Origin of the sequence: Halomonas sp. A29, from assembly GCF_046723295.1 — a bacterium.
Classification (GTDB): Bacteria; Pseudomonadota; Gammaproteobacteria; order Pseudomonadales; family Halomonadaceae; genus Halomonas.
This window is the reverse complement of record NZ_JAXQPR010000004.1, coordinates 287,165-313,012: the sequence shown is the minus strand read 5'-3', so window position 1 is coordinate 313,012 and position 25,848 is coordinate 287,165. Positions and strand designations below refer to the sequence as shown.

Below are 25,848 nucleotides of genomic sequence, written 5' to 3'. Positions count from 1 at the left end.
GGCTCCTCAATTGTCGTTATCGTGCTGTGCCCGATCAGGCCACTTCGTGGCCACGGGCCGCCTCGAGCAGGGCATACCAGGTGGGGCGATCCAGAACTGCCTGGGCATCGGCGTGCAGCGCGGCGATGCGCTCGACGCGCAGGCTGCCGACCACCGGGCGTGGCCGGCCCGGCAAAGCACGCAGCCAGGCCAGTGCCAGCCCGGCCGGGGTTATGCCGCACTCCTCGGCGAGCCGGATCAACAGCCGTTCGGCCGGCCCCTGGAAAACCCTGCCTCCGCCCAGCGGCGACCACACGAGCGGCACCAGGTCGTCCTCGAGCAGGGCATCGAAGGTGCCGTCGAACAGTGGCTGGGTATGGTCCAGGGAGAGCTGCAACTGATGGGCTGTCAGGCGGTGATGCATTGCCGCCTGCAGGCGCCGCCATTGGGCGGGCAGGAAATTGGACACCCCGGCGGCGGCAATCTTGCCGGCGTCGATGGCATCGTCCAGTGCGCGGCCGGTGGTCTCGGCATCCATCAGCGGACTGGGGCGGTGCAGCAGGAAATGGTCGAGGCGCTCGACGCCGAGGCGAGCCAGCGAGTCATCGATGGCCCGGGTGAGATATTCCGGCGAGCTGTCATAGTGCTTGACGCGAAACGGCGAAGTGTCTCGCTCGGGCGTGACGATGCCGGCCTTGGTGACCGTCCGCACCCGGGCGGCGAGCCCGGGGCGAGTGCGCAGGGCAGCGCCGAACAGCGCCTCGCCGCGTGTGTCGCCATAGATGTCGGCGTGATCGAACCAGCAGAGCCCCTCGTCGAGGCGGGCCTCGATCCAGTCTGCCAGGCGTGCGGGAGGGTGCAGCTCGGCCACTTCGTGCAAACGCATCATGCCAAGCAGGAAGGGGGGCTCGATCGACGCGGCACGGCTCACTGCGCTTCTGCCTCGCAGGTCAGGGTGGTCCCGAGAAGATGCTGGGCACCGGGCACCAGCCACACCGGGTCGAGGCGGGTATTGGCCGACTCCACGCAGAGGAAACGACGCGCAGCTGTGGACGAAGTGTCGTCGGGCGGTGTCCCCCCCGGATGCCACACCACCGCCGAGTCGCTACCCTGGCGGGCGATGCGCAGGCGGCGGGTGCCGTCGTCGAGAAGCACTTCGGCATTGCTGTGGTAGATGCGATCGAGCCCGCCGCGCACGGCCAGCTCGCCCTGCTGCTCGCGCTCGGCGAAGCCGGCCAGCTTGTCCAGGTAGCGGGCGCCGGCCAGCCCCGTAAGGCGACAAGCGAAGCTGTCGGTCACGGCCAGGTAGCTGTGCAGGGCGCCGCTGAGCTTGATCGGGGTCTCGCCGTCGTGCTCGGTGATCAGCTCCACGTGCAGCCGGCGGGCGTTGGCCTGGATCACGGTGCGGGGAATCAACTGACTGTGCAGGCGTTCGGTGGGCGAGAGGTGCAGCTCGACGCCGCCCTCGTGCTCGTCGACCGCGTCGAGGTGCCAGTTGGCCATGCGCGCCGGGCCGTGCATGGGGCCGGAACGATCCGGGCTCTCGTCGGCGCCGCGTTCGTCGGCGAACCACGGCCAGCACAGCGGAATGCCGCCGCGAATGGCGCCGGGCAGCGCCTGGGGCGTCGGCGTGACCCATAGCCAGCCGCCGGGCACTAGCGCCTCTTCCCCCTCGCCCATGGCTTCGGGCGCATTGGCACGCTCGGCTTCGGACCCGTTAGTACGCGCGGCTTCGGGCGCGTTAGAGAGCGAGCCCTCGGCATGCGCGGGGGTGGGTGCAGGTACTGGCGTGGCTTCGGACGCCGGTAGAAAGTGAAGCACCTGGGCACCCTGCAGCGATACGGCCAGTTCGCCCCAGGGTTCGCGCGCCAGCCACACGCGGCGACCGGCCCATTCGCACTCACGCTGGCCGTCGGTGTCGTCGAGCAGGGCTCGCAGGCTTTGCGGGATCATTCGCTCTCCTTATGCTTGCTTCACTTCATTCCACTTCTTCGTTGCGCAGGGCCTCGGCGGCGCCCAACAGTCCCGGCCAAGGAGCAGTGACCACCTGTACCGGAATGGTGCGCGTGTAATCGCTCATGCGGCCCTTGTCGGTGAAGGCTTCCACGAAGCGGCTCTGGGGCAGCCAGTCCAGCAGCCGCGGCAGGATGCCGCCGCACAGGTAGACGCCGCCGCGCGCGCCCATGGTCAGGGCGGCGTCGCCGCAGACATCGCCAAGGATCTTGAGAAACCGCAGCAGGGTATCACGGGCGATGGCATCGCCGCTCGCGGCGGCGGTGACCTCGGCCGGGGTCTGGCAGGTGGGGTTGGCGCCTTTTAGTGAACAGTGCGCCAGGTAGAGGTCGAGCAGCCCCTGGCCGCACAGGATGCGCTCCACCGAAACCCGTCCGTAGCGATTGCGGAAATGGCGCAGCAGATTCTGTTCGCGCTCGTCGGTGGGGGCGAAGGTGACGTGGCCGCCTTCGGTGGATAGCGGAATCCAGGCTCTACGGCCCGGAAAGATGCCGCCCACCCCGAGCCCGGTCCCCGGGCCGATCACCAGGCAAGCGGCATGTTCGCGCGCAACGCCCGGCTGTATCTCGACCAGCTCATCGGCAGCGAGGTGAGGTACGCCCAGGGCCTGGGCGGTGAAATCGTTGATCACCTTGAGTTGCTCGAGGCCGAGCGCCGCCTTCGCTTCGCGGCGGGAAAACGACCAGTGGTTGTTGGTCATCGTCACCCGATCGTCGCCGATGGGGCAGGCGAAGGCCAGGCAGGCTTCCCGCGGCGCTGCCTCGGCTTCCAGGCCGACCCGGGCCAGGTAGTCGCGCACCGCTTCGACCAGCCCGGGATAGTCGGCGCAGGGCAGCGCCAGGACGTCGTGGGGGGCGAACTCGCCGGGAGTGACCAGGGCGAAACGGGCGTTGGTGCCGCCGATGTCACCGATCAGGGCCGGTCGGGTCATTGATCCTCCTGCTCGATCTTCTCCAGCTCACGCGCCAGGACCTCGCCCTCGAGGCCGCCAAACACCCCTGCGCCCAGCTCGGCGCTGGCGGCCAGGTGGCGGAAACCACCGAACAGCTCGCGGCCCATGCCGAAGTGGTAGCGCTCCAGGTTGGGCTCGACGATGCTGCGGCCGGCGAACTCGCTGGCGTCGACCAACACGCTCAGTTCGCCGCGCTCTGCATCCAGGCGTACCACGTCGCCTTCACGCAGCCGTGCCAGCGGGCCGCGATCGACGGCTTCCGGCGTGACGTGAATGGCAGCCGGCACCTTGCCCGAGGCGCCGGACATGCGCCCGTCGGTGACCAGCGCCACCTTGTAGCCGCGGTCCTGCAGCACGCCGAGGAAGGGGGTGAGCTTGTGCAGCTCGGGCATGCCGTTGGCCTTGGGACCCTGGAAGCGCACCACCACCACCACGTCGCGGTCGAGTTCGCCGGATTCGAAGGCGGCCTTGACCTGGTTCTGGTCGTCGAAGATGCGTACCGGTGCCTCGACGATTCGATTGGCCTGCTTGACCGCCGAGACCTTGATCACGCCGCGGCCGAGGTTGCCGTCGAGCACTACCAGTCCGCCCGTGGCGGCGAAGGGGTCAGCGACTGGACGCAGCACGTCGCGATCGAGGCTCTCCGTCGGCCCCTCGCGCCACACCAGCTTGCCATCCTCCAGAAATGGCTCCTGGGTGTAGGCGGTGAGGTCGGTACCGAACACGGTGGGGATATCGCCGTGCAGCAGTCCGGCGCCGAGCAGTTCGCGAATCAGCAGGCTCATACCACCGGCAGCCTGGAAGTGATTCACGTCGGCGCTGCCATTGGGGTAGATCCGCGTCATGCTCGGCACCACTGCAGAGAGCGCGGTGAAGTCGTCCCAGTCGATGGTGACGCCGGCAGCAGCGGCCATCGCCACCAGGTGCAGGGTGTGGTTGGTCGAACCGCCGGAGGCCAGCAGACCGATCATGGCATTGACGATGGCGCGCTCGTCGATCTGCTTGTAGAAGGGGCGATAGTTGCCGCTCTGCTCGGTGTTGCGAATGGCCTGCTCGGCGGCGTAGCGGGTCAGGGCGTCACGCAGCGGCGTGCCGGGATTGACGAAGGAGGCGCCGGGCAGGTGCAGCCCCATCATCTCCATCATCAGCTGGTTGGAGTTGGCGGTGCCGTAGAAGGTACAGGTGCCGGGGCTGTGATAGGACTGGGACTCTGCCTCCAGCAGTTCGTCGCGTCCCACCTTGCCCTCGGCATAGAGCTGCCTGATGCGCGCCTTCTCGTTATTGGGCAGACCACTGGTCATTGGGCCACCGGGCACGAACACCGCCGGTAGGTGGCCGAAGCGGGCCGCGCCGATGAACAGGCCGGGTACGATCTTGTCGCAGATCCCCAGATAGAGCACGGCATCAAACATGTTGTGGGAAAGCGCCACGGCGGTGGCCATGGCGATCACGTCGCGGGAGAAGAGCGACAGCTCCATGCCCGGCTGCCCCTGGGTCACGCCATCGCACATTGCCGGCACACCGCCGGCAAACTGCGCCGTGGAACCCATCCCGCGTGCCGCCTCCTTGATGGCGGCGGGGTAGTCCTCGAAGGGACGGTGGGCGGAAAGCATGTCGTTATAAGACGAAACGATGCCCAGGTTGGCGCTGTTCGTCAGCTTGAGCCGGTCCTTGTCGGTGGCGACATCGCAGCCGGCGAAGCCGTGAGCCAGGTTGCCGCAGGAAAGCTCGCCACGATGCACGCCCTGGCTGTGCTGGGCCGCCATGTGGGCTTCGTAGAGCTTGCGGCGTTCCCGCGAGCGATCGCGAATGCGGGCTGTCACCTGCTCGACGGTGGGGTTTAGTGCGGTGGGGCGAGCCATGGAAGCACCTCGCATCGTTGGGTTAGGGATGTAAATTTACACAATTGTCTCCCATCGCATGGCAAATTTGAAGGCGTTTGGCCGAAAGTATGTAGTTTTATTACGGCGATGGAAAAGAGTTGGTGGGTCTGGGCACAATGTAGGCGGCCGTCGGCCAGTTGTCAGCCGGCGCTTCGGTTACCTTCCTGACAGGAACGCCATGTCCGAGCTGTTTCTCAAGCGGCTGCCTGCCATCGAGGCGGTGGCGGCTACGCAATGGAATGCGCTGGTCGGCGATGACCACCCTTTCCTGCGCCATGAATTCCTCCATGCGCTGGAGGCGAGCGGGGCGGTGGGGCGGTCGACCGGCTGGGTACCGAACCATCTGACGCTGTGGCACGGCGAGACTCTGGTCGGTGTCATGCCGTACTACCACAAGTTCCACTCCTACGGCGAATACGTGTTCGACTGGAGCTGGGCCGACGCCTGGGAGGGCGCCGGTGGGCGTTACTACCCCAAGGGGCTCACGGCGATCCCCTTTTCCCCGGTGCCGGGCCCGCGGCTGGCGTTGGCCGAAGGGGTCGATCCGCTGGCCGCGCGCGAGGTGCTGGCCGACGCCTGGGAGGGCAGTACGCTGTCGGGCTGGCACCTGCTGTTCGCCGTCGATGACGAGGTCGACGCCTGGCTCGCGGCGCGGCCAGGCTTGCTGGTGCGTCACGGTGTGCAGTTCCAGTGGCACGACCGTGGCTACGGCGACTTCGAGGGCTTCCTGTCCGCTCTGACCTCAAAGCGGCGCAAGACGGTGCGTCGTGAACGGCGGCGGGTCGCCGAGCAGGGGCTGAGCCTGCATCGTCTGACGGGTGAGGCGATCGGTGAGCGCGAGCTCGAACACTTCTTCCGCTGCTACGAGATCACCTATCTCGAGCGCGGACGTCACGGCTATCTCAATCTGGATTTCTTCCGCCGTTTGCATCGCACCATGCCCGAAGCGCTATTGCTGATACAGGCACGTCTCGATGGGCAGGCGGTGGCCGCTGCGCTCTGCCTGCAAGGCAATCGCACCCTCTATGGACGCTACTGGGGCAGTGAGGTGCTGGCCGACTGCCTGCACTTCGAAGCATGTTACTACCAGGGCATCGAGCATTGCCTGGCCAGCGGCCTGGCCTGCTTCGACCCCGGCACCCAGGGCGAACACAAGCTCACTCGCGGCTTCGCTCCCAGGCGGCTGCGCTCGCTGCATTATATCGCCGACCCGAGGCTGCACGATGCCCTGGCGCGTTTTTGCGATGAGGAGCGTGACCACGTCGATGCCTACTGCCGGGCCGCTGAACGGGCCTTGCCCTTCAGGACATGAGGCGTTCAGGGCGTGAGCCGGGCCGGGGATGATGGCATAATGCCGGGCATTCAGAATCATGAGGACCTGAGCCGATGCTCAAGTGGCTTGCCATCGCCCTGCTCCTGCTGCTGGCGCTGCTGCAGTATCGCCTGTGGCTCGGCGACGGCGGTATCCATGAACTACGCGAGATACGCGAACGCGTGGCCATGCTCGATGCCGCCAACAAGCCGCTGCGCGATCGCAACGAACGGCTGGCTGCCGAGGTGGTGGATCTCAAGACGGGGCTCGATGCCATCGAGGAACGGGCACGCAGCGACATCGGCATGGTGCGTACCGACGAGCAGTTCTATTGGGTGCCTGGCGTAGTGATCGAGGGCAGCATGGGGCCAGCCGGTAACCCCGAACCCTCTGTGGCTGGCCCGCGCGGAGGCCGCCAATGAGCGATTGCGGTGCTGGCGAGAGGCTGTGGCTGGTGGTTCCTGCGGCAGGCCGTGGGCGGCGCATGGGCGCCGGGCTGCCCAAGCAGTACTTGATGCTGGACGGGCTGCCGGTGCTGGCGCATACGCTTGCACGGCTGCACCAGGCCTTTCCCGCGGCGCGGCTGTGCCTGTGCCTCGCCCCCGACGATGCCTACTTCGATTCGGCCTGGGTGCCCTTCGCCCAATGGCGGCGCACTCCCGGCGGGGCCGAGCGGGTCGACTCGGTTCGTAACGCCCTGGCCGCCGTGGCTGACAGTGCCAGTGACGACGACCTGGTGATGGTGCATGACGTGGCGCGCCCCTGTGTGGCGCTAACCGACCTCGAGTGCTTGTATGCCGCGCTGCGTGAAGACGAGGTGGGAGGGCTGCTTGCCACTCCAGCGGCCGATACCATGAAGCGCGACGACGGCCGCGGTCGCGTGGCACGCACCGAGACGCGCCGTGGGCTATGGCACGCGCAGACACCCCAGGTCTTTCGCTACGGCCTGCTGCGCCGGGCGCTGGCCGAGGCCATCAAGAGCCGCCTGGAGGTGACCGACGAAGCCTCTGCGGTGGAAGCGCTGGGCCTCTCGCCGCGACTGGTGCCTGGCCGGCGCGACAATATCAAGATCACTCGCCCGGAGGATCTGGCACTGGCCGGCCATATCCTGGCCGCCCAGCGGGATGAATCCCTGCCGAGCTCCGGGCAAGTGCACGAGGAGACTCCCTGAATGCTGCGCATCGGCCATGGTTTCGATGTTCACCGTTTCGGTGACGGCGACCACCTGATGATTGGTGGTGTTGCCATCCCCTTCGGCCACGGCTTCGTCGCTCACTCCGATGGTGACGTTCTGTTGCACGCCATCAGCGATGCATTGCTCGGCGCCTGCGCCCTGGGTGATATCGGCCGCCATTTTCCCGACACCGACCCGGCCTGGGCTGGCGCCGACAGCCGTGCCTTGTTGCGCCATGTGCTGATACTGGTGCGTGACGCGGGATACCGGGTCGGCAACGTCGATGCCACGGTTATCGCTCAGGCGCCCAGGTTGGCACCCCACGTTGCCGCCATGTGCGGCAACATCGCCGAGGACCTGGAGATCGCCCTCAATGCCGTCAACGTCAAGGCCACCACCAGCGAGCGGCTGGGTTTTACCGGTCGAGGAGAGGGCATTGCCGCCGAGGCCGTGGTATTGCTGACCCGTGATGGAGCTGCCGCGTGAGCGAACCTTCCCGGCCGGACGACTGGCCCCTCGCTACCATGGCCGAGTTCGGCCCCCCGCGTGCAGGGGAATTTCGTACCAGGCCCGAAGACTTCGTGGTCGAGGAGATCCTTGGTTTTGCCCCCGAGGGGCAGGGTGAGCACCTCTGGCTGTGGGTCGAGAAGCGCGGGCTCACTACCCTCGAGGTGGTGCGCCATCTGGCGCGGGTCTGCGCGGTGCCGGTGCGGGCCGTGGGCTACTCGGGCATGAAGGATCGCGTTGCCGTGACTCGGCAGTGGCTCTCGGTGCACCTGCCGGGACAGCAGGCGCCGGACGACCTGGCCGAGCAACTGGCCAACTGTGGCGTGGTGGTCCACGAGCAGGTGCGCCACCCGCGCAAGCTCAAGCGTGGCGTGCACCGGGCCAATCGTTTCTCGCTGCGCATCTCGGGGGAAGCGATCAACGACGATCTCGACGCGCGTTGGGCCTGGCTGTGTCGGCATGGCGTGCCCAACCTGTTCGGCCCGCAGCGCTTCGGACCCGGAGGGCGCAACCTGGCGCGGGCACGGGCGGTGCTGGCGCGCGGCTGGCGCAAGCGCGACGACCGCGAGGGCATGCTGCTTTCCGCCGCGCGCAGCTATCTGTTCAACGAGCTGGCAGCCATGCGCCTGGTGGATGGCAACTGGCAGCGGCTGATGCCAGGGGATGTGGCGATACTCGACGGTACCGCGAGCCAGTTCGCTGTCGAAGTGCCCGATGCCGAGCTGGACTCGCGTGCCGACGGCCTCGACCTGCATCCTTCCGGCGTGCTGTGGGGGGTGGGAACCTCTCTCACTGCAGGCGATGCCATGCGCTATGAGCGCGCCATCGCCGAGCGTCATGCCACACTCTGCCAAGGCTTGGAGCGGGCCGGCGTGAAAATGGCGCGACGTGCCTTGCGCATGCGCCTGGACCAGCCGCGACTGGCGCTGGAAGAGGGCGGTGCACGGCTCGACTTCCACCTGCCGCGGGGCAGCTTCGCTACGGCGGTGCTGCGCGAACTCATCGATCATCCAACCTTGACGCTTCCCGCAGAGGGCTAAATCGAATGCGCAGACTCCTGCTTTCCAACGATGACGGCGTGCATGCGCCGGGCTTGCGTGCTCTCTACGAGGCTCTGGAGCCCCATGCCAGGCTGCGCGTGGTGGCACCCGACCGTGACCGCAGCGGCGCCAGCAACTCGCTGACCTTGAACCGCCCGCTGGCGTTGACCTCGCTGGACAACGGTTTTCACTGCGTCGATGGCACGCCGGCCGACTGCGTCTACCTGGGCGTGAACGGGGTATGGGACGAACGCCCCGATCTGGTGATCTCCGGGATCAATCACGGTGGCAACCTGGGCGACGACGTACTCTATTCCGGGACCGTGGCGGCGGCCATGGAAGGCCGCAACCTGGGCATGCCGGCCATCGCCATGTCGCTGGTGGGCTCGCGCCATTTCGATACCGCCGGTCGCGTGGCGGCCAGCCTGGTGGGGGCGGCCGACCGGCTTTCGCTGCCGCCGCGCAGCCTGCTCAACGTCAATGTGCCGGATCTGCCCTGGGAGGAGATCCAGGGCTTTCGTGTCACCCGAATGGGCTACCGCGGCCCGGCGGAGCGGCCGATGGAGGTGCGCGACCCAAGGGGTCGGTTGCGCTACTGGATTGCGGCCGTGGGGCAGAATGCCGATGATGGGCCGGATACCGATTTTGCCGCCATCGAGGCAGGCTACGTTTCGATCACGCCGCTGCAGACGGACCTGACGCAGCGTGCGGCCATCGCGGATGTGCAAGGCTGGTTGGATGCATTCACCTGAGCAATTACCCGAGCTGTTACGCGGCGTCGGCATGACGTCGCAGCGAACCCGAGACCGGATGGTGGCCCGCCTGGCCCGTCAGGGCATCGCCGACGAGCGGGTGCTTAGGGTGCTGGCTACCGAGCCGCGCCATTTCTTTCTCGACGAGGCGCTGGCCCATCGCGCCTATGAGGATACCTCGCTGCCCATCGGTCACGGGCAGACCCTGTCCCAGCCGTGGATGGTGGCGCGCATGACCGAACTGGTGATGAACGAGTCGCCAGGCCGTGTGCTGGAGATTGGTACCGGTTCCGGTTACCAGACACTGATCTTGTCGCGCCTGGTGCCGGAACTCTGGTCGGTTGAACGAATCAATGACTTGCATCACCGGGCAGCCAAGCGGCTGCGTTTGCTACGGGCGCACAATGCACGCTTGCGTCTGGCGGACGGCGGCCATGGCTGGCAGGAGGCGGCACCGTTCGATGTCGTGCTGCTCACCGCCTGCGCGCACGAGTTGCCCGAGATGCTGATCTCGCAGCTATCCGAAGAGGGCGTGATGATCCTGCCACTGGCCTATCCCAACGGCGAGCAGTGGCTGACTCGGGTGCGCCGCGCAGGTTCCCAACATGACGTTCAGCGGTTGGAGCGCGTGCGCTTCGTGCCGCTGTTGCAAGGAGTGATTCGTTGAAGCGACCATTCAGTATCTTTCTCAAGGGCGCCGGCATGGGGGCCGCCGATGCCGTGCCCGGGGTTTCCGGCGGCACCATCGCCTTCGTTACGGGCATCTACGAGGAACTGATTCATACCATCAAGCAGTTCGGCCCCAGTGCCTTCACGGCTTGGCGCCGTGGCGGCCTGGCGGGGCTCTTCGCCCATCTCAACCTGACCTTCGTGATCCCTCTGTTGCTCGGTATCGGGGCCAGCCTGGTCAGCGTGGCGCATCTGGTCGTCTGGCTCATGGACGACTACCCACTGCTGCTCAACGGTTTCTTCTTCGGCCTGGTGGCTGCCTCTGCCGTCGTGGTGAGCCGTCATCCGGCTGATTGGAAACTTTGGCATCTGATCCCGTTGATCCTGGGCCTGCTGCTGGCTCATGGGCTGCCATCGCTGATGCCATTGGTCACCCAGTTGGGCAGCCCCTCGCTGGTGCTGATCGTCGGCGGCGCGATTGCCATCAGTGCATTGCTCCTGCCAGGCGTGTCCGGCAGCTTTCTGTTGTTGACCATGGGCCTCTACGGCACCGTGATGCAGGGCATCCGCAGCTTCGACCTGGCGCTGCTCTCGACCTTTGCGGTAGGTTGCCTTATCGGCCTGTTCGGCTTTTCGCGGTTGCTCTCCTGGCTACTGCGCCATCACCATACCGCGACCCTGCAGCTACTGATTGGCTTCATCGTCGGCTCACTGCCGGTGCTGTGGCCCTGGCGCGAATTGGTGCGCTATCAGCTCGGGCCCGAAGGACAGTTGATACCGCTCGATTACCGCTACCTGACGCCTGGAGACTACGCCAATCTGACCGGTGAGCCGGGTCTGCTGGTGCCCGTGGTGGTCGCCATGGTGGCCGGCGCGGCACTGGTGCTGGCACTGGGCCGCTATTCAGGGGGCAGTAAGCCTGGCAAGGCAGGGAACGGCTCTCATACATCGTCTAACAAGGAGGAGGGCTCCAATGCGTAAGGTATTTCTCGTCTCGGCCTTGGCCGTGGCAATGACCGGCTGCGCCGCTCAGCAGGAGTATTCCGCTCCCCAAGTTCGCGATCTCTCGGTGAGTCGCGAGCGGGCACCGACCAGCCATTACACGGTGGAAACCGGCGACACCCTGTATGGCATCGCCTGGCGTCACGACATGGATTATCGCGACCTGGCCCGGCTCAACCAGATCGGCCCACCTTATCGCATTGAGCCTGGCCAGCAACTGCGCCTGAGCGATGGTGCGGCAGCGCCGTCCGGTGAGGGCAGGCCGAGTGAGTCGGGGGCGCCCCAGGTAGCAACCGCCACCGCCCTTGGCGGTGGTACCGGAACCCAGGCGGCAGGTGACGACTGGCTGATGCCGGATGAAGAGACCATAGAGCGCAATCGCCGGCTGACGGCCGAGCCTCTAGACGAGAGAGCGGACGTTCCCAGCGATACCGCGATAGCCGGGGCACAGAGCGTCGCCGGTGCGCCGACCCAGATGGAGCCGCAGGCCCCGCCGGAGCCGGAGCCCAGGGTCGAGCCTGAAGTGGCCGTTGCCGCTCAGCCCGAGCCCGAGCCTGAACCTGAGCCGCAGCCTCAGCCTCAGCCTCAGCAGGAACCAGAAGCCCAACCCCAGGCGGATGCCGGCACTCAAGTGGCAGGTGAACCGGAACGTCAACCCGAGAGCAGTGGTCGTACCTATACACCGGTTGATGAGGTGCCCTGGCAGTGGCCTGCTGACGGTGAACTTGTCGGCCGGTTCGGTGAGGGTGGAAGCATCACCGCCGGCATTGATATCGCCGGGCAAAAGGGGCAACCTGTCAGAGCAGCCGGACCCGGTATCGTGGTCTATGCCGGCAGTGGGGTGCGGGGCTACGGCAACCTCATCCTGCTCAAGCACAATGACCAGTACCTGAGCGCCTACGCTCACAACGACAGCCTCCGGGTAACGGAGAACGATGTGGTCGAGGCGGGACAGGTGATCGCCACGATGGGTGATAGCGATGCCGAGAGCGCCAGGCTGCACTTCGAGGTGCGCAAGGATGGCCAGCCTCAGGACCCCCTGAAATACCTGCCGGAACGGTAATCCATTAGCGTTGCCGTCATCGGGGCATCAGGTGGGCATTGGTACCGCTGGGTACCGTGAGGAGTCATAACAAATAGAACTCTGCGTGCTACAAGCCATGCCAGAGCAACAGGCATTTCAGGACGAAACCACGGGGTAGCAACCGATGAGCATACTTGAACGGGACCTTCAGGATGTGGATCTCGATGATGTCACCGAGGCGGACCAGGACCTCGAGGCGGATTCGGACAATTCGGCCAGCGATGATGACGCTGCCTTCGAAAAGGCGCTGAGTCGCGAAGACAAGCACTACCACCATAGCCTCGACGCCACCCAGATCTATCTCAACGAGATCGGCTTCTCTCCTCTGCTGACCCCAGAGGAGGAGGTCCACTATGGCCGCCTGGCCCAGAAGGGTGACCCAGCGGGCCGGGCGAGAATGATCGAATCCAACCTGCGCCTGGTGGTCAAGATCGCCCGGCGTTATCTCAACCGGGGGCTGACGCTGCTCGACCTCATCGAGGAGGGCAACCTCGGCCTTATCCGGGCCGTCGAGAAGTTCGACCCCGAGCGCGGCTTCCGCTTTTCCACCTATGCCACCTGGTGGATCCGCCAGACCATCGAGCGGGCGTTGATGAATCAGACCCGCACCATCCGCCTGCCGATTCACGTCGTCAAGGAACTCAACATCTATCTTCGGGCGGCGCGCGAGCTGACACAGAAGCTGGATCACGAGGCCACCCCGGAAGAGATCGCCGACTATCTCGACAAGCCGGTCGAGGCGGTAAAGAAGATGATGGGGCTCAATGAGCGTGTCTCCTCGGTGGACTATCCGATGGGCGGCGACAGCGACAAACCGCTGATCGAGACGCTGGCAGACGACAATGAGCAGGGCCCCGAGTCATCGCTGGTCGATGTCGATGTCAAGCAGCATGTCGACGAGTGGCTGGCGGAGTTGACCGAGAAGCAGATGGAAGTGGTCGTGCGCCGCTTCGGGCTGCGCGGGCATGAGGCCGCCACCCTTGAAGAGGTGGGCGACGAGATCGGCCTGACCCGTGAGCGGGTGCGCCAGATTCAGGTGGAGGCGCTAAAGAAGTTGCGCCGGGTACTCGAGAAGCAGGGCCTCTCGATGGACAATATCTTCAACGAGTAGTCACTGCGTCTGGAAAAAAGCAGCCGACCACAAGGTCGGCTGCATATTTTCTGCATGCTGATAGGATATCATTAGCCTCCTCATCATGCAGGGATGAAAAGGGGATAAGAACACATGCTTCGCCCACCTTTCGCACGGCGCTTTCCACGCCGCGGAGTAGTCGCTTTCCTGGGCTGCTTCATGATAGGTCATGCCCAGGCCGCCGATCTCTGGACCATCGCCCAGGATGCGCTGGCCAACGATGCCGAACTCTCTTCCACCCAAGCCAGCTTCCAGGCCACCGAGGCCGCGAGGGACGTGCAGCGCGGTACGCTGCTGCCGCAAATTTCCGTGGGTGGCAATATGGCGCATTCGCGTACCTACTCGAGTGCCGTAGGCTCGGGGCTGGGGCAGGGCGGCGCTGGAGGAGAGGAGGAGCTGGCCGGATTGATCGACCAGGACGATACGGTCAACAGTGTCGGCCTGAGCCTCGACGCCGAGCAGGCGCTCTACGACCCGTCTCGCCGTGCCCAGCTCGCGCGGGCTGAGCGCGAGATCGACCGGGATGCGCTGGGGGTCGACGCAGCCGCCCAGCAGTTGCTCTACAACGTGGCCAATGCCTACTTCGAGATCCTTCGTGCGCACGACATCCTGAGCGCGCGGCGCGCCCAGGAGACCGCCATCAGTCGCCAGCTGGAGCAGGCCCGGGAGCGCTTCGAGGTGGGGCTGATCGCGATTACCGACGTCCACGAGGCGCAGGCTTCGTACGATCTGTCCCGGGCCCAGCGCCTCGCCGCGGAAGGGGCCATGCAGGTCAGCTTCGAGGCGCTGGAACGGCTGACCGGGCACCGCTACGACAGCATCGATGCGCTTGACGAGGATGTGCCCATTGCTCGCCCCGAGCCGGCTGACCGTGAAGAGTGGGTAGAGCTGGCCATGGCCAACAGTCCCATGGTGCTGATGGCCGAGGCCGGCATCGAGGTGGCGCGCAGCAGCGTGGACGTAGCCAGGGCCGGGCAGCGGCCGGTGGTGTCGGCCTTCGCCAACTATGGCTGGTCGGATACTGACCGCAGCGGGACCAACCACCAGTCGGAGAGCCAGGTTGGTCTACGTGCCAGCCTGCCGCTCTACACCGGTGGTTCGACCCAGGCACAGATTCGCCAGAGCGGCTTCCTGCTCGAGGCCAGTCAATATGACTTCGAAGCGCAGCGGCGTGACACCATCCAGCAGGTGCGCTCGCTGTTCACTCGGGTGAACAACGACGTGGAGACGGTCGAAGCGCGGCGACAGGCGATCGTTTCCAACCAGAGCGCGCTGGAAGCCACGCGCTCGGGCTATGAAGTGGGCACGCGCAATATCGTCGATGTCCTCAACGCCGAGCAGAACCTGTTCAACGCCATCGCCGAGCATGCCGAGGCGCGCTATAACTATGTCCTCGGCCTGCTGCAGTTGCAGCAGCAGGCTGGACTACTCGGGCCGGACTCGATTCAGGCCGTCAATGCCTGGCTCTCCGATGAAGAGCGCGTATCGCTGGAGTTGCCCGACGAGGCCAATGACAATCCCGTCATGAACATCGGCGAGCGTCCCCGGGCGCCTACCTGATGGATTACTGAATTTGTCGCTAATTATGGCGTAAAGTATGGAAAGCCACCGCGAAATCGGTGGTTTTCTTCGTGAAATGGTCGCAAAGATAAAAGATAATTTTGCACCATTTTGTGCTCCTTGGAGATCGCCATGGCCAGGCCGCTGGTTGCCGATATCGACCTTGACGCCCTGCGTCACAATTATTTGCTGGCTCATGAACTGGCCAGTAACAGCCGTGCCTTGGCCGTGATCAAGGCCGATGCCTATGGCCATGGTGCGGTGGCCTGTGCCGGCGCTCTAGCGTCGCTGCCGGCCGGCCAACGCCCGCCGGCCTTCGCTGTTGCTTGCCTGGAAGAGGCCGAAGCCTTGCGCGAGGGGGGCATCGAAACGCCCATCGTGCTGCTCGAGGGCATCTTCGAGGCGGAGGAACTGAGCCGCGTCGAGGCATTGGGCCTATGGATGGCGGTGCACAGCGAATGGCAAGTCGAAGCCCTGCTATCTTACCGGCCGGCCCGGCCGATCCCGGTGTGGCTCAAGGTCGATTCCGGCATGCATCGGCTGGGTTTCCCGCCCGAGCAGGTGCCGGCGATCTGGCAGCGCCTGGCAGCTGAGCCATCGTGTGCCACCGGTTTGCTGCTGATGAGCCACTTCGCGACTGCCGATGCGATTGACTCCGCCTATTTCGACAGGCAGCTCGAATGCATGCAAGCATTGGCTAATCGTCTTGGCGCAGCGCTATGCCTGGCCAATTCACCGGCGACCCTGGCCTGGCCCCAGGCTCATGGCAGCTGGGTGCGCCCTGGTGTGATGCTGTATGGCAGCGATCCGCTGGAGCGGTCCAGCGAGGCCAGCCGTCGGCTCGAGCCGGTGATGACGCTGCGTTCCGAGATCATTGCCGTACGCGACCTGGCCGTCGGCGAGCCGGTGGGCTATGCCGGCCGCTGGCGGGCGCCGCGGCCGTCGCGCATCGGGGTGGTGGCCTGCGGCTATGGCGACGGCTATGATCGGCATGCCGTCGACGGTACGCCGGTGCTGGTGGGCGGGCAGCGCGCGGTACTCGCCGGCAAGGTCTCGATGGATATGCTTACGGTGGATATTACCGACATCCCCGAGGCCGTAATCGGCAGCGAGGTGGTACTGTGGGGCAGATCCCGTCACGGTGCGGTACTTTCGGTCGACGAGGTGGCGCGCCACTGCGATACCATCAGCTATACGCTACTGACCGGGGTCCTGCCGCGAGTGCCCAGACGCTATTTACGGCACGGCTAAGCCTCGGCGACCTTCGCCCCTGAACTCGAGCTGAACGGAAACCTGCATGTCCAAGCGCAACTGGCCCGCTTCCTTCGCCCACCCACGCTTCTGGCCGGCCTGGCTGGCCATCGGTTGCATGCGGGTCGGCGCATGGCTGCCGTGGCGGCTGAGGTTGGCGATCGGTCGTGGGCTGGGGCTGCTGGCCTGGTTGGCGGTACCTCGTCGACGCCACATCGTTGATACCAACCTGCGGCTCTGCTTTCCGCAGCTCGACGAGAACCAGCGCAACAGGCTGGTGCGCGACACCTTCAAGGCCAACGGCATCGGTATTCTCGAGACCGCTACCGGTTGGTGCCGGGATCCCGAGCACCTTCGTCATCGGGTGACGTTCAAAGGGCGGCACCATATGGAGCAGGCCCGTGCCAGAGGCAAGGGTGTGCTGATCGTCGGTATCCACTTTTCAACCCTGGACCTGGGTGGGGCGTTGCACTCGCTCTACTTTCCTGCCGACGTGGTCTATCGGCCGCACAACAACCCGCTGTTCGATCGCTTCATGACCAAGGCGCGCAGCCGCATCTTCGGCGAGGCGATCGATCGTCACGACCTGCGCGGCGTGGTGCGCCGGCTCAAGGAGGGGCATATGGTCTGGTACTCACCGGATCAGGACTTCGGTCGCGACGTCAGCGTCTTTGCCCCTCTGTTCGGCATCGAGGCGGCAACGATTCGCCTGACCGCCAAGATCGCGCGCATGACCGGAGCGCCGGTAGTGCCGCTGATGTTCCACCGCAACCCCGACGACAGGACCTACACCATCGAGTGCCACCCAGCTCTCGAGGACTTTCCCAGCGGCGATGAGGTTCGTGACGCAACGCGGATCAACACCTTCATCGAGCAGGCGATAGGCAAGCATCCGGAGCAGTACATGTGGCTGCATCGACGCTTCAAGACGCGGCCGGAAGGCGAGCCGGGCCTCTACTGACGGTTGCAATAGTAGCGAGAAATGTTGTCGCGAGGGGCCGGAGGATACAAGGGGTAACCTGCGGTAACTTGACGGTTCGGTCAGTTCACGCAAGTCTGAAAGACACCTAGTTGGGTAACTGCGCCTGGGATGGTGCCAAGACAGTCAAGGAGGTCTGTTATGCTCGGCAACGCAATGCTATTCCTGATTATCGCCATTATCGCGGGGGTGCTTGGCTTCACCGGTATCGCGGGTGCGGCCACTACCATCGCCCAAATACTGTTCTTCCTGTTTATCGTGCTATTCATCGTCTCGTTGATCACTGGGCGACGACCATGACGAGGACACTGACTAGGCGATGAGTTCGACGCCAGCGCCGTCAGCATGCAACGAGCTGGAGAGAACGAGGCCTCGCGGATGCGAGGCCTCGCTTTTTCAGGCGTCGATACGCTTGTACTTCATGCGATGTGGCGTATCGTTGCCGACCCGCTTGCGATGATCCGCCTCGTAGTCGGTGTAGTTGCCCTCGAAGAACACCACCTGCGAATCACCCTCGAAGGCGAGGACGTGGGTGGCGATGCGATCGAGGAACCAGCGGTCGTGTGAGATCACAAGGGCGCAGCCGGGGAAGGCGAGCAGGGCCTCTTCCAGCGCGCGCAGGGTCTCGATGTCCAGATCGTTCGACGGTTCGTCGAGCAGCAGTACGTTGGCGCCCTGCTTCAGGGTCTGGGCCAGCTGCAGCCGACCGCGCTCGCCGCCGGAAAGATCCTTGAGGAATTTCTGCTGGTCGTTGCCCTTGAAGTTGAAACGGCCGACGTAGGCGCGCGACGAGACCTCGTAGCCGTTGATATTGAGAATGTCCTGGCCATCGGACACCGCTTCCCACACCGTCTGCTTGTCGTCCAGCGCGTCGCGAAGCTGCTCGACATAGGCAATGTCGACGGTTTCGCCGACCACCACCTCGCCGCTGTCGGGCTGCTCCTTGCCGGTGATCAGCTTGAATAGGGTCGACTTGCCGGCGCCGTTGCCGCCGACGATACCGACGATAGCGCCCTTGGGCACGGTAAAGGAGAGGTCTTCGTAGAGCAGCTTGTCCTCGAAGCGCTTGGACACGCCGTGGAACTCGATGACCTTGTCGCCCAGGCGCGGGCCGGGCGGGATATAGATCTCATTGGTCTCGTTGCGCTTCTGGAAGTCGCCGGACTGCATCTCCTCGAAGCGATTGAGGCGTGCCTTGCTCTTGGCCTGGCGGCCCTTGGCGTTGCTGCGCACCCACTCCAGCTCGTGCTTGATCGCTTTCTGGCGCGAGGCCTCCTGCTTGGCCTCCTGCTCCAGGCGCTTCTCCTTCGATTCCAGCCACTGCGAGTAGTTGCCCTCGAAGGGAATACCGTAGCCACGGTCGAGTTCGAGGATCCAGCCGGCCACGTTGTCGAGGAAGTAGCGGTCGTGAGTGATCGCCACCACGGTGCCTGGGTAGTCGTGCAGGAAGCGCTCGAGCCAGGCCACGGATTCTGCATCCAGGTGGTTGGTGGGCTCGTCGAGCAGCAGCATGTCGGGACTGGAGAGCAGCAGGCGGCACAGCGCCACGCGGCGGCGCTCCCCTCCGGAGAGGTTGCCGACCCGGGCGTCCCACGATGGCAGGCGCAGTGCCTCGGCGGCGACCTCCAGCTTGCGCTCCAGGTTGTGAGCGTCGGCGGCTTCGATGATGTTCTCCAAGCGCGCCTGCTCGGCGGCCAGGGCATCGAAGTCGGCATCCGGCTCGGCGTAGGCGGCATAGACGGCATCGAGTTTGGTCTGTGCCTCCTTGATCTCGCCCAAGGCTTCTTCCACGGTCTCGCGCACGTTCTTCTCGTCGTCGAGCTGCGGTTCCTGTGGCAGGTAGCCGATGTTGATGCCGGGCATGGGGCGCGCTTCGCCCTCGTGCTCCTTGTCGACCCCGGCCATGATGCGCAGCAGCGTCGACTTGCCGGCGCCGTTGAGGCCCAGCACGCCGATCTTGGCACCCGGGAAGAAGGACAGAGAGATGTCCTTGAGGATCTGCTTTTTGGGCGGAACGACCTTGCCCACCCGATTCATGGTGAAGACGTATTGCGCCATGGAATTCCACTGGGGTTGAGGGGTTTCAGTGGTCCCGATGATAGTGGGCGTGCCGGGCAAAGGCCAGCGCTGCAGTGCTTGGACGCCTCGCGCTACGCTTCATGATGCGGTTCAGCGGTTGGCGTGTTTGACGAGGCATCCGCGGATGCCTCGTGTCGAGGGGGATGGGGGCTTATTCCTCTTCTTCCTCTTCTTCGCCTAGCAGCATCCAATCGTCTTCGATGGCGCGCTGCAGGCGTCGCTCTTCCAGCAAGGCCTCGACGCGGCGTCGAGCACGCAGGGTGTCGGCGCGGCTGGAGGCGCGGGGGCGGACGTACTCGTCGTCGTTCACCGCTTCGAGGAAGTCCTGCTCGTCATCGTGAGCGTCGTTGACAAGGGGTTCATGGCTCATGCGAAATCCTCCCATGGCCCGGTGTCGACCGCTCTGCGATCGACGTGTCGCAAATTCGCTTCGCGTCCGAAGCGACGGACCTGAAGCGCCATCGGCACCAATAGCTGGTACCTGACGGCTATATATATCCGGGAGGAGACAAGAGCAAGCCCTTGAGAAAATTTTTTTGCAGTACCGGGCCTGTCAGGTCAGGACAGGCCGTATTCCGCCTTGAGCCGTTCCAGCTCCATCTGGGCTTCGACGCGTTCCGTGACGTCCTTCTGCACGCCAATGTAATAGGTCAGGTTGTCATCGGCATCGAAAACAGGGGTGATCGACAGTTCATTCCAGAACAGGGTGCCGTCCTTGCGATAGTTGCGCAGGATTTCACGACACGGGCGCCCCTCGCCCAGGGCCTTGCGAATATTGTCGAGCGCTGGCTGGTCGCGATCATCGCCCTGCAGGAAGCGGCAGTCTTGATAAAGGATCTCGTCCGTGGTGTAACCGGTGAGTCGCTCGAAGCCCTGGTTGACGTAGATGAGAATGTTCTCGTCACCTTCCTGTTCGGCGACCACGATACCGTCCTCCGAGGCATCGACGATGCGCTCGAGCAGTTCCGGGCTGATCAAAGGGGCGCGTTTCATTCGAAGCATTCCTGGCTGAGACGTGGCGGTAACGCAATGTCACTATGCTACATCATGGCCAGCCTGCGCCACGTTGACAACGAACATCGGGGCGCCAGTCCCTCTTCGCCTCCTGCCTCCTGCCTCCTGCCTCCTGCATTCGATCGTTCCGGCTCCTCGGCTGCTATCATCTTGGTTTTCATCGTTGCGACAGGGACCTTGCATGTCACGTATCCGCATTCATTACTGCACCCAATGCCAGTGGTTGCTGCGCAGTGCCTGGCTGGCCCAGGAGCTGCTCTCCACCTTCGGCGAGGAGCTGGAGGAAGTCGCGCTGGTGCCCTCCCACGGGGGCTATTTCGAGATCTTCTACGACGACGAGTCGATATGGGAGCGCAAGCGTGACGGTGGTTTTCCCGACAGTAAACAGCTCAAGCAACGGGTGCGTGACCGCCTCGCACCCGGGCGCGATCTGGGGCACATCGACCGATGAGGGCTGAGGCAACGGACGCTGGCGCGCTGGGTCAGGACCGCCAGGCGATCCTGTTCGGCCTGGGAGCGGTGGCGCTGTGGTCCACCGTGGCCACCGCCTTCAAGGTAGCGTTGACCTACATGTCGCCGCTGGAGCTGATGTGGCTGGCATCGCTGGTGTCGTGGCTGCTGATGGGCGCGCTGGTGGTTCGCCAGGGGCTGCTCGGCGAGGCATTGCGGCGTGGTTGGCGCACCGCCGCCTGGGCAGGCTTGATGAACCCGGTGGCCTACTACCTGGTGCTGTTCGGCGCCTACGACCGCCTGCCCGGGCAGGAGGCCATGGCGCTCAACTATACCTGGGCGCTGGCCATGGCTTTCCTCGCTGTGCCCATCCTCGGCCAGCGTCTCACACGCATCGACGTGCTGGCGGGCTTGGTCGCCTATTCGGGCGTATGGGTCATTGCGACGCGTGGCCAGGTCTTCGACGTAGCCTTTGCCGACCCGCTGGGCGTGGGGCTGGCGCTGGCTTCGACGCTGCTGTGGGCGCTCTACTGGCTGCTCAACGTACGCGACCGGCGCCCGCCGCTGGTGGCGCAGTGGCAGAATTTCAGCGTCGGCCTGCCGGTACTCACGCTGCTGATGCTGTTTGGCCCGGGCTTTGCCTGGCACGGCTGGGCGGCATTGGGGGCCGGGGTCTACGTCGGCCTGTTCGAGATGGGCATCGCCTTCGTGCTGTGGCAGCTGGCCGTGCACCGGGTATCGCGCACTGCCCGGGTCTCCAACCTGATCTTCCTGTCGCCACCGGTGTCGCTGCTGCTGCTCTATCTGGTGGTGGGCGAGCCGATCCTGGCTTCCACTCTAGTCGGCCTGGTGCTGATCCTCGGTGGGCTCGGGCTTCAGCAGTGGCAGAAGTGCCCGGGCGCAACGGCTCAGTCGTGAGCGCGCTCGGCCAGCTCCACGCCATTGTTTTCCAGCAGCGGGGCGAGCTCCGGCCAGACGTTGTCGAGGATGATCGGCTGGGCATCGGTGGTAGGGTGGATGCCATCGTCCTGCATCATGCCATCCTCGAGCGCCACGCCTTCGAGCAGGAAGGGGACCAGCGGCGTATCGTAGGTGTCTGCCAGGCGAGTGTAGACGGCGGTGAAAGCGCGGCGGTAGGCCTGTCCGTAGTTGGGCGGTATGTCGATGCCGAGTAGCAGCACCTCGGCGCCTGCGGCCTGACTGGCCTCGATCATGGCGGCCAGGTTGGCCTCCAACTGGCTCGGCGGTAGACCGCGCAGGCCGTCGTTGCCGCCCAGTTCGAGCAGAACGATGTCCGGGTCGTGCTGTCCGATAAGCTCGGGGAGCCGACTGGCGCCGCCGCCGCTCGTCTCACCGCTGATGCTGGCATTGACGACTCGTGCGTTGCCATCCAGCCGCTCTGCCAGCAGGTTGACCCAACCCGTCTCCTGCTCGAGGCCATAGGCGGTACTCAGGCTGTCGCCCATGACCAGCAGCACCGGCCGGTCAGATGCCTGGGCCGGTGCCGCCGCCAAGGTAAAGGCAATCACAAGGCCCGCAGCAAGGCCAATGGAACGGAAATGCCAGCGGACCAGCCGGGCACGATACGCGCTTACCAAACCAATGGGGAAATCTACCACCATGACCGACTCCTTGACTCGAGATGCTGTTTCGCTTGCCTCTGCCTCCGGGCGAGATGCCAAACCGATTCTACATGCTCGCCAACTGAGCAAGCAGGTCGTGAGTGGCGAGCGGCGGCTCACCATTCTGAGTGGTTTGACACTGGAAGTGTTCCCTGGGGAGAGCGTGGCGATCCTGGGGCAGAGTGGGGCGGGCAAGTCGACCCTGCTGGGCCTGCTCGCCGGGCTGGATGAACCAAGCGGAGGCGAGCTCTCATTGTTCGGCGAGTCGCTTGCCAAGCTCGACGAGGATGGGCGCGCCCGATTGCGGGCCGGTCGGGTCGGGTTCGTGTTCCAGAATTTTCAACTGCTACCGACCCTGACGGCGCTGGAGAATGTCCTCCTGCCCCTAGAGCTCTCACCGCTTCCCGGCGCCGATGCCCGAGCCCGAGACTGGCTGACCAGAGTCGGTCTTGGCGAGCGTCTCGATCACCTGCCGAAGCAGCTTTCCGGAGGGGAGCAGCAGCGAGTGGCACTGGCGCGGGCCTTCGTTACCGGTGCCGAGCTGGTTTTCGCCGACGAGCCCACCGGCAACCTGGACCAGGCCACCGGGGGGCGCATCATCGACATGCTGTTCCAGCTCAATCGTGAAGCCGGCACCACCCTGGTGCTGGTGACCCATGACCATGCCCTGGCCGCGCGCTGCGACCGCTGCCTGCGCCTGGAGGAAGGTCAACTGGTCGAGCTCGTGCGCGACGAGGTAGGAGCATGAGTCGGTCGTCGACCCAGGCGTCTGGCCGCAACCTGCTGCGCCTCTCGGGGCGTGGGCTGTTGCGCGATCTGCGTGCCAGCGACGTCCGCGCGCTGTTCGTCGCCCTGGCACTGGCGGTGGCGGCCTCGACCATGATCGGTTTCTTCCTCGATCGCCTTGACCGGGGCCTGACCCGCCAAGCGGGGCAATTGCTCGGCGGCGACCTGGTGCTCGAGCAGGGCCGCCCCTTCAGCGAGGAGCTGCGCACCACCTTGGAAGAGGCCGGCATGACGCTGAGCGATCAGGTCGACATGGTGACCATGGTCAGCTTCGGTGATGCCTTTCAGCCGGCGAGCCTCAAGGCCGTCGACAGCGTCTACCCCCATTATGGCCAGGTTCATGTCGATCGCGGTGAGGGCATCGAAACCGTGGCTCATGGACCGGCACCCGGCGAAGCCTGGCTGGCACCTCGTCTGGCGCTGCTGCTCGAAGCAGAACTGGGCGACCGCATCCAGGTCGGCGAAGGTGAGTTGACGGTGACCGGACTGGTCGAGCGGGAGCCGGACCAGTCCGGTGGTTTCGGCAATTTCAATCCGCGTCTGATGATGCATACCGATGACCTCGGCGTCACCAACCTGGTACAGCCGGGGGCGCGGGTGGAGTTCGAGCTGCTTGCTGCCGGTCCGCCACAGGCGCTGGAGCAGTTGGGTCCGTTGATCGAGCGGCTGCGCCGCGATGGGGTCGACGTGCGTGACGTCAGGCGCGACCGCCCAGGGCTCGGCAATGCCCTGGAGCGCGCCGAGAAGTATCTCAGCCTGGCGGGGCTTGCAGCCGTACTGCTGGCTGGGGTAGCGGTGGCCATGGCAACGCGGCGCTACGTCGAGCGTCACCTCGATACCGCAGCGCTGCTGCGCTGCTTCGGTGCCACCCAGCGTGACCTGACCTGGCTCTTCGCACTGCAACTGCTGTGGCTGGCACTGGCGGCGTCGATCCTTGGGGCGCTGCTGGGCCTTGCCGGTCAGGCTGCACTGTTGGCCCTGCTGACGGTATTCCTGCCGCTCACCCTGCCGCCCCCGGGTTGGCTGCCGCTTTGGCTTGGCGTACTGACGGCCTTGGCGGTGCTGGTCGGCTTCGCCGGCCCCACGCTGCTGCGGCTCAAGCGTGTCAGCGCACTCAAGGTGCTGCGCCGCGAACTCGACCCGCTACCGGCTTCGGCCTGGCTGGTCGTGCTGGTCGCCAGCCTGGTTTTCGGTGGCCTGCTGTGGCTCTACTCCGGCGATTTCGGACTGGCGGCGTCGCTGCTGGTCGGCGGGCTCGTCATGCTGGTGGCGCTGTGGGGGCTGGGGTCGCTGTTGCTCGGCCTGGTGCTGCGCCTTGCCGCCCGTCTGCCCCAGGGCGGTGGGGGACAAGGGGAGCTGTCTCAGGCCGTGCGCCTGGGTGGGCGCCAACTGGCCCGGCGGCGTAGTGCCAGCCTGGGTCAGTTGCTTGCCTTTGCAGTGACCTTCTTCGCCATGGCGATGATAGCCTTGGTGCGTGGGGATCTGCTGGCGACCTGGCAGGCTCAGCTTCCCGAGGATACGCCCAATTACTTCGCCATCAATATTCAGCCCGGCGAGCGCGAGGCATTCATCGAGGCCCTCGAGGCCAATGCCGACGACCGCACGGCCCTGTATCCGATGGTGCGCGGTCGCCTAACTGCCATCAACGGAGAGCCAGCGCGTGAGGCGGTGCCGGCGGAGTCGCGCGGCGACGGCTCGCTGCGCCGCGAGCTCAATCTCACCTGGCAGGCCGACCTGCCTGAAGGGAATCGCCTGGTGGCCGGCCAATGGTTCGACCAACAGGAGAATACACGGGCAGGCTGGTTCGACGCCGTGGATGCCGAGCCCCACGATACCGCGGTGCCGATCTCGCTGGAGGATGGCCTGGCCGAACGTCTGGGACTGGGGCTCGGTGACAGGGTTTCCTTCACCATCGGCGGCGAGGAGATCGTCGGTGAGGTGGCAAGTCTGCGCAACCTCGACTGGGACAGCTTCCGGCCCAACTTCTTCGTCATCTTCCCGCCCGGGGTGCTGGAGCGCTTCGGCCACAGCTTCATTACCGCCTTCCATCTCGAGGCCGGCCAGGGCGAGACGCTGCGCCACCTGGTGCAGAGCTTTCCCGGTGTCTCGCTGCTCAATATCGATGCGATCCTGGCCCAGGTGCGCGACGTGGTCACTCAGGTGACCCGGGCGATAGAGCTGGTGCTGGGCTTCGTGCTGCTGGCCGGGGTGAGCGTGCTTTACGCGGCCTTGACCGCGAGCCGCCCGGCCCGGGCGCATGAAAGCGGCCTGCTGCGTGTCTTCGGTGCGGGGGGGCGTCTCATCTCCCGTGTACAGGGGGCCGAGTTCGCCATCCTGGGGTTGGCCAGCGGGCTGATGGGTGCACTGTTGGCGGAACTGGCTGCCGCCGGTATCTACGTGGCCTGGCTCGACCTGGCACCACGCTTCCATCTTTGGCTGTGGCTGGTACTGCCGATCGGCGGTGCGTTGCTGATCGGGGCAATCGGTCATGCCCTGTCGCGCGGGCTGCGCAAGCAGGCACCGGCGGCCAGCCTGGGGCTGCTTGGCGAAGCCTGAGGCGCAGGCAAGGCGCTGGCCATTGCGTTGAACGGCCATTGGCCAGCGTGAC

The 25,848-nt window shown here is 65.3% G+C and carries 26 protein-coding genes; 18 read left to right on the top strand and 8 right to left on the bottom strand.

Translation table 11 applies throughout. The features are described 5' to 3' along the window. Positions 1 to 34: 34 nt before the first annotated feature. Genes SPH52_RS09765 through edd form a run of 4 tightly spaced genes read right to left on the bottom strand, consistent with a single transcriptional unit; the run spans position 35 to position 4,806 of the window. Positions 35 to 868 carry an aldo/keto reductase family oxidoreductase gene (locus SPH52_RS09765; RefSeq protein ID WP_411794948.1) on the bottom strand — a complete coding sequence of 278 codons (834 nt, stop codon included), beginning with the start codon at positions 866 to 868 and terminating at the stop codon, positions 35 to 37. Positions 869 to 906: 38 nt separating this feature from the next. Continuing rightward, entirely contained in the window at positions 907 to 1,932 is a 1,026-nt protein-coding gene (locus SPH52_RS09760; protein WP_411794825.1) for a D-hexose-6-phosphate mutarotase, read from the bottom strand. A gap of 25 nt (positions 1,933 to 1,957) precedes the next feature. Then, entirely contained in the window at positions 1,958 to 2,923 is a 966-nt protein-coding gene (gene glk / locus SPH52_RS09755; protein ID WP_411794824.1) for a glucokinase, read from the bottom strand. Continuing rightward, entirely contained in the window at positions 2,920 to 4,806 is a 1,887-nt protein-coding gene (edd, locus tag SPH52_RS09750; RefSeq protein ID WP_411794823.1) for a phosphogluconate dehydratase, read from the bottom strand. The genes glk and edd overlap by 4 nt, the downstream gene beginning before the upstream one ends. Positions 4,807 to 5,005: 199 nt before the next feature. On the opposite strand from edd, the gene SPH52_RS09745 reads away from it, so the two are divergent. The 14 genes from SPH52_RS09745 (at position 5,006) to SPH52_RS09680 (ending at position 17,589) form a co-directional block, all read left to right on the top strand. Then, positions 5,006 to 6,139 carry a GNAT family N-acetyltransferase gene (locus SPH52_RS09745; RefSeq protein WP_411794822.1) on the top strand — a complete coding sequence of 378 codons (1,134 nt, stop codon included), beginning with the start codon at positions 5,006 to 5,008 and terminating at the stop codon, positions 6,137 to 6,139. A 74-nt stretch (positions 6,140 to 6,213) separates the two neighbouring features. Beyond that, positions 6,214 to 6,561 (top strand): cell division protein FtsB, encoded by a 348-nt coding sequence (gene ftsB / locus SPH52_RS09740; RefSeq protein ID WP_411794821.1) that lies wholly within the window; start codon positions 6,214 to 6,216, stop codon positions 6,559 to 6,561. Then, positions 6,558 to 7,310 (top strand): 2-C-methyl-D-erythritol 4-phosphate cytidylyltransferase, encoded by a 753-nt coding sequence (gene ispD / locus SPH52_RS09735; RefSeq protein ID WP_411794820.1) that lies wholly within the window; start codon positions 6,558 to 6,560, stop codon positions 7,308 to 7,310. The genes ftsB and ispD overlap by 4 nt, the downstream gene beginning before the upstream one ends. Next, on the top strand, positions 7,311 to 7,799 hold the full coding sequence (gene ispF, locus SPH52_RS09730; protein WP_411794819.1) for a 2-C-methyl-D-erythritol 2,4-cyclodiphosphate synthase: 489 nt from the start codon (positions 7,311 to 7,313) through the stop codon (positions 7,797 to 7,799). It begins immediately after the preceding gene. Then, complete coding sequence (gene truD, locus SPH52_RS09725) at positions 7,796 to 8,860, top strand: tRNA pseudouridine(13) synthase TruD (protein ID WP_411794818.1); 1,065 nt, start codon at positions 7,796 to 7,798, stop codon at positions 8,858 to 8,860. The genes ispF and truD overlap by 4 nt, the downstream gene beginning before the upstream one ends. 5 nt (positions 8,861 to 8,865) lie before the next feature. Continuing rightward, positions 8,866 to 9,612, top strand: coding sequence for a 5'/3'-nucleotidase SurE (surE, locus tag SPH52_RS09720; RefSeq protein WP_411794817.1), 747 nt, complete (start codon positions 8,866 to 8,868; stop codon positions 9,610 to 9,612). Further along, positions 9,599 to 10,279, top strand: a complete 681-nt coding sequence (locus tag SPH52_RS09715; RefSeq protein ID WP_411794816.1) for a protein-L-isoaspartate(D-aspartate) O-methyltransferase — start codon at positions 9,599 to 9,601, stop codon at positions 10,277 to 10,279. The genes surE and SPH52_RS09715 overlap by 14 nt, the downstream gene beginning before the upstream one ends. Then, complete coding sequence (locus SPH52_RS09710) at positions 10,276 to 11,262, top strand: DUF368 domain-containing protein (RefSeq protein WP_411794815.1); 987 nt, start codon at positions 10,276 to 10,278, stop codon at positions 11,260 to 11,262. The genes SPH52_RS09715 and SPH52_RS09710 overlap by 4 nt, the downstream gene beginning before the upstream one ends. After that, positions 11,255 to 12,346: a peptidoglycan DD-metalloendopeptidase family protein gene (locus tag SPH52_RS09705; RefSeq protein ID WP_411794814.1), complete on the top strand. Its 1,092-nt coding sequence runs from the start codon at positions 11,255 to 11,257 to the stop codon at positions 12,344 to 12,346. The genes SPH52_RS09710 and SPH52_RS09705 overlap by 8 nt, the downstream gene beginning before the upstream one ends. A gap of 145 nt (positions 12,347 to 12,491) precedes the next feature. Next, on the top strand, positions 12,492 to 13,478 hold the full coding sequence (gene rpoS, locus SPH52_RS09700; RefSeq protein ID WP_411794813.1) for an RNA polymerase sigma factor RpoS: 987 nt from the start codon (positions 12,492 to 12,494) through the stop codon (positions 13,476 to 13,478). Positions 13,479 to 13,592: 114 nt separating this feature from the next. Continuing rightward, positions 13,593 to 15,059, top strand: a complete 1,467-nt coding sequence (locus tag SPH52_RS09695) for a TolC family outer membrane protein (protein WP_411794812.1) — start codon at positions 13,593 to 13,595, stop codon at positions 15,057 to 15,059. 132 nt (positions 15,060 to 15,191) lie between these two features. Continuing rightward, positions 15,192 to 16,310, top strand: a complete 1,119-nt coding sequence (gene alr / locus SPH52_RS09690) for an alanine racemase (RefSeq protein WP_411794811.1) — start codon at positions 15,192 to 15,194, stop codon at positions 16,308 to 16,310. Between the two features lie 46 nt (positions 16,311 to 16,356). After that, positions 16,357 to 17,271 (top strand): LpxL/LpxP family Kdo(2)-lipid IV(A) lauroyl/palmitoleoyl acyltransferase, encoded by a 915-nt coding sequence (lpxL, locus tag SPH52_RS09685; RefSeq protein ID WP_411794810.1) that lies wholly within the window; start codon positions 16,357 to 16,359, stop codon positions 17,269 to 17,271. Positions 17,272 to 17,430: 159 nt separating this feature from the next. Further along, the gene (locus SPH52_RS09680) at positions 17,431 to 17,589 is read left to right on the top strand and encodes a DUF1328 domain-containing protein (protein WP_159553797.1); all 159 of its coding nucleotides are present in this window, start codon (positions 17,431 to 17,433) and stop codon (positions 17,587 to 17,589) included. A 96-nt stretch (positions 17,590 to 17,685) separates the two neighbouring features. Here the strand turns inward: SPH52_RS09680 and ettA are convergent, their stop codons facing one another. The 3 genes from ettA to SPH52_RS09665 all read right to left on the bottom strand — a co-directional run bounded on the left by ettA (position 17,686) and on the right by SPH52_RS09665 (position 20,361). Next, positions 17,686 to 19,347 (bottom strand): energy-dependent translational throttle protein EttA, encoded by a 1,662-nt coding sequence (gene ettA / locus SPH52_RS09675; protein WP_411794809.1) that lies wholly within the window; start codon positions 19,345 to 19,347, stop codon positions 17,686 to 17,688. A 172-nt stretch (positions 19,348 to 19,519) separates the two neighbouring features. Further along, entirely contained in the window at positions 19,520 to 19,738 is a 219-nt protein-coding gene (locus tag SPH52_RS09670; RefSeq protein WP_411794808.1) for a PA3496 family putative envelope integrity protein, read from the bottom strand. Positions 19,739 to 19,926: 188 nt separating this feature from the next. Further along, on the bottom strand, positions 19,927 to 20,361 hold the full coding sequence (locus SPH52_RS09665; protein WP_411794807.1) for a PAS domain-containing protein: 435 nt from the start codon (positions 20,359 to 20,361) through the stop codon (positions 19,927 to 19,929). A 202-nt stretch (positions 20,362 to 20,563) separates the two neighbouring features. On the opposite strand from SPH52_RS09665, the gene SPH52_RS09660 reads away from it, so the two are divergent. Together SPH52_RS09660 and SPH52_RS09655 are read left to right on the top strand one after the other, a co-directional pair. Beyond that, positions 20,564 to 20,833, top strand: coding sequence for a SelT/SelW/SelH family protein (locus tag SPH52_RS09660; RefSeq protein ID WP_411794806.1), 270 nt, complete (start codon positions 20,564 to 20,566; stop codon positions 20,831 to 20,833). A gap of 26 nt (positions 20,834 to 20,859) precedes the next feature. After that, positions 20,860 to 21,750 carry a DMT family transporter gene (locus SPH52_RS09655; RefSeq protein WP_411794947.1) on the top strand — a complete coding sequence of 297 codons (891 nt, stop codon included), beginning with the start codon at positions 20,860 to 20,862 and terminating at the stop codon, positions 21,748 to 21,750. Here SPH52_RS09655 and SPH52_RS09650 read toward each other — a convergent pair. After that, on the bottom strand, positions 21,741 to 22,454 hold the full coding sequence (locus SPH52_RS09650) for an arylesterase (protein ID WP_411794805.1): 714 nt from the start codon (positions 22,452 to 22,454) through the stop codon (positions 21,741 to 21,743). The genes SPH52_RS09655 and SPH52_RS09650 overlap by 10 nt on opposite strands. Between SPH52_RS09650 and SPH52_RS09645 the strand changes: the two genes are divergently transcribed. Together SPH52_RS09645 and SPH52_RS09640 are read left to right on the top strand one after the other, a co-directional pair. Further along, positions 22,453 to 23,202, top strand: coding sequence for an ABC transporter ATP-binding protein (locus tag SPH52_RS09645; RefSeq protein ID WP_411794804.1), 750 nt, complete (start codon positions 22,453 to 22,455; stop codon positions 23,200 to 23,202). The genes SPH52_RS09650 and SPH52_RS09645 overlap by 2 nt on opposite strands. Beyond that, complete coding sequence (locus SPH52_RS09640; protein ID WP_411794803.1) at positions 23,199 to 25,796, top strand: ABC transporter permease; 2,598 nt, start codon at positions 23,199 to 23,201, stop codon at positions 25,794 to 25,796. Before SPH52_RS09645 ends, SPH52_RS09640 begins: the two co-directional genes overlap by 4 nt. Positions 25,797 to 25,848 lie beyond the last annotated feature (52 nt).

Bases quoted from the DNA above. Each gene is read 5' to 3' on its own strand.
- SPH52_RS09765 (WP_411794948.1), bottom strand. From the start codon at position 868: ATGATGCGTTTGCACGAAGTGGCCGAGCTGCACCCTCCCGCACGCCTG.
- SPH52_RS09760 (WP_411794825.1), bottom strand. From the start codon at position 1,932: ATGATCCCGCAAAGCCTGCGAGCCCTGCTCGACGACACCGACGGCCAG.
- glk (WP_411794824.1), bottom strand. From the start codon at position 2,923: ATGACCCGACCGGCCCTGATCGGTGACATCGGCGGCACCAACGCCCGT.
- edd (WP_411794823.1), bottom strand. From the start codon at position 4,806: ATGGCTCGCCCCACCGCACTAAACCCCACCGTCGAGCAGGTGACAGCC.
- SPH52_RS09745 (WP_411794822.1), top strand. From the start codon at position 5,006: ATGTCCGAGCTGTTTCTCAAGCGGCTGCCTGCCATCGAGGCGGTGGCG.
- ftsB (WP_411794821.1), top strand. From the start codon at position 6,214: ATGCTCAAGTGGCTTGCCATCGCCCTGCTCCTGCTGCTGGCGCTGCTG.
- ispD (WP_411794820.1), top strand. From the start codon at position 6,558: ATGAGCGATTGCGGTGCTGGCGAGAGGCTGTGGCTGGTGGTTCCTGCG.
- ispF (WP_411794819.1), top strand. From the start codon at position 7,311: ATGCTGCGCATCGGCCATGGTTTCGATGTTCACCGTTTCGGTGACGGC.
- surE (WP_411794817.1), top strand. From the start codon at position 8,866: ATGCGCAGACTCCTGCTTTCCAACGATGACGGCGTGCATGCGCCGGGC.
- SPH52_RS09715 (WP_411794816.1), top strand. From the start codon at position 9,599: ATGCATTCACCTGAGCAATTACCCGAGCTGTTACGCGGCGTCGGCATG.
- SPH52_RS09705 (WP_411794814.1), top strand. From the start codon at position 11,255: ATGCGTAAGGTATTTCTCGTCTCGGCCTTGGCCGTGGCAATGACCGGC.
- rpoS (WP_411794813.1), top strand. From the start codon at position 12,492: ATGAGCATACTTGAACGGGACCTTCAGGATGTGGATCTCGATGATGTC.
- SPH52_RS09695 (WP_411794812.1), top strand. From the start codon at position 13,593: ATGCTTCGCCCACCTTTCGCACGGCGCTTTCCACGCCGCGGAGTAGTC.
- alr (WP_411794811.1), top strand. From the start codon at position 15,192: ATGGCCAGGCCGCTGGTTGCCGATATCGACCTTGACGCCCTGCGTCAC.
- lpxL (WP_411794810.1), top strand. From the start codon at position 16,357: ATGTCCAAGCGCAACTGGCCCGCTTCCTTCGCCCACCCACGCTTCTGG.
- SPH52_RS09680 (WP_159553797.1), top strand. From the start codon at position 17,431: ATGCTCGGCAACGCAATGCTATTCCTGATTATCGCCATTATCGCGGGG.
- ettA (WP_411794809.1), bottom strand. From the start codon at position 19,347: ATGGCGCAATACGTCTTCACCATGAATCGGGTGGGCAAGGTCGTTCCG.
- SPH52_RS09670 (WP_411794808.1), bottom strand. From the start codon at position 19,738: ATGAGCCATGAACCCCTTGTCAACGACGCTCACGATGACGAGCAGGAC.
- SPH52_RS09665 (WP_411794807.1), bottom strand. From the start codon at position 20,361: ATGAAACGCGCCCCTTTGATCAGCCCGGAACTGCTCGAGCGCATCGTC.
- SPH52_RS09660 (WP_411794806.1), top strand. From the start codon at position 20,564: ATGTCACGTATCCGCATTCATTACTGCACCCAATGCCAGTGGTTGCTG.
- SPH52_RS09645 (WP_411794804.1), top strand. From the start codon at position 22,453: ATGACCGACTCCTTGACTCGAGATGCTGTTTCGCTTGCCTCTGCCTCC.
- SPH52_RS09650 (WP_411794805.1), bottom strand. From the start codon at position 22,454: ATGGTGGTAGATTTCCCCATTGGTTTGGTAAGCGCGTATCGTGCCCGG.
- SPH52_RS09640 (WP_411794803.1), top strand. From the start codon at position 23,199: ATGAGTCGGTCGTCGACCCAGGCGTCTGGCCGCAACCTGCTGCGCCTC.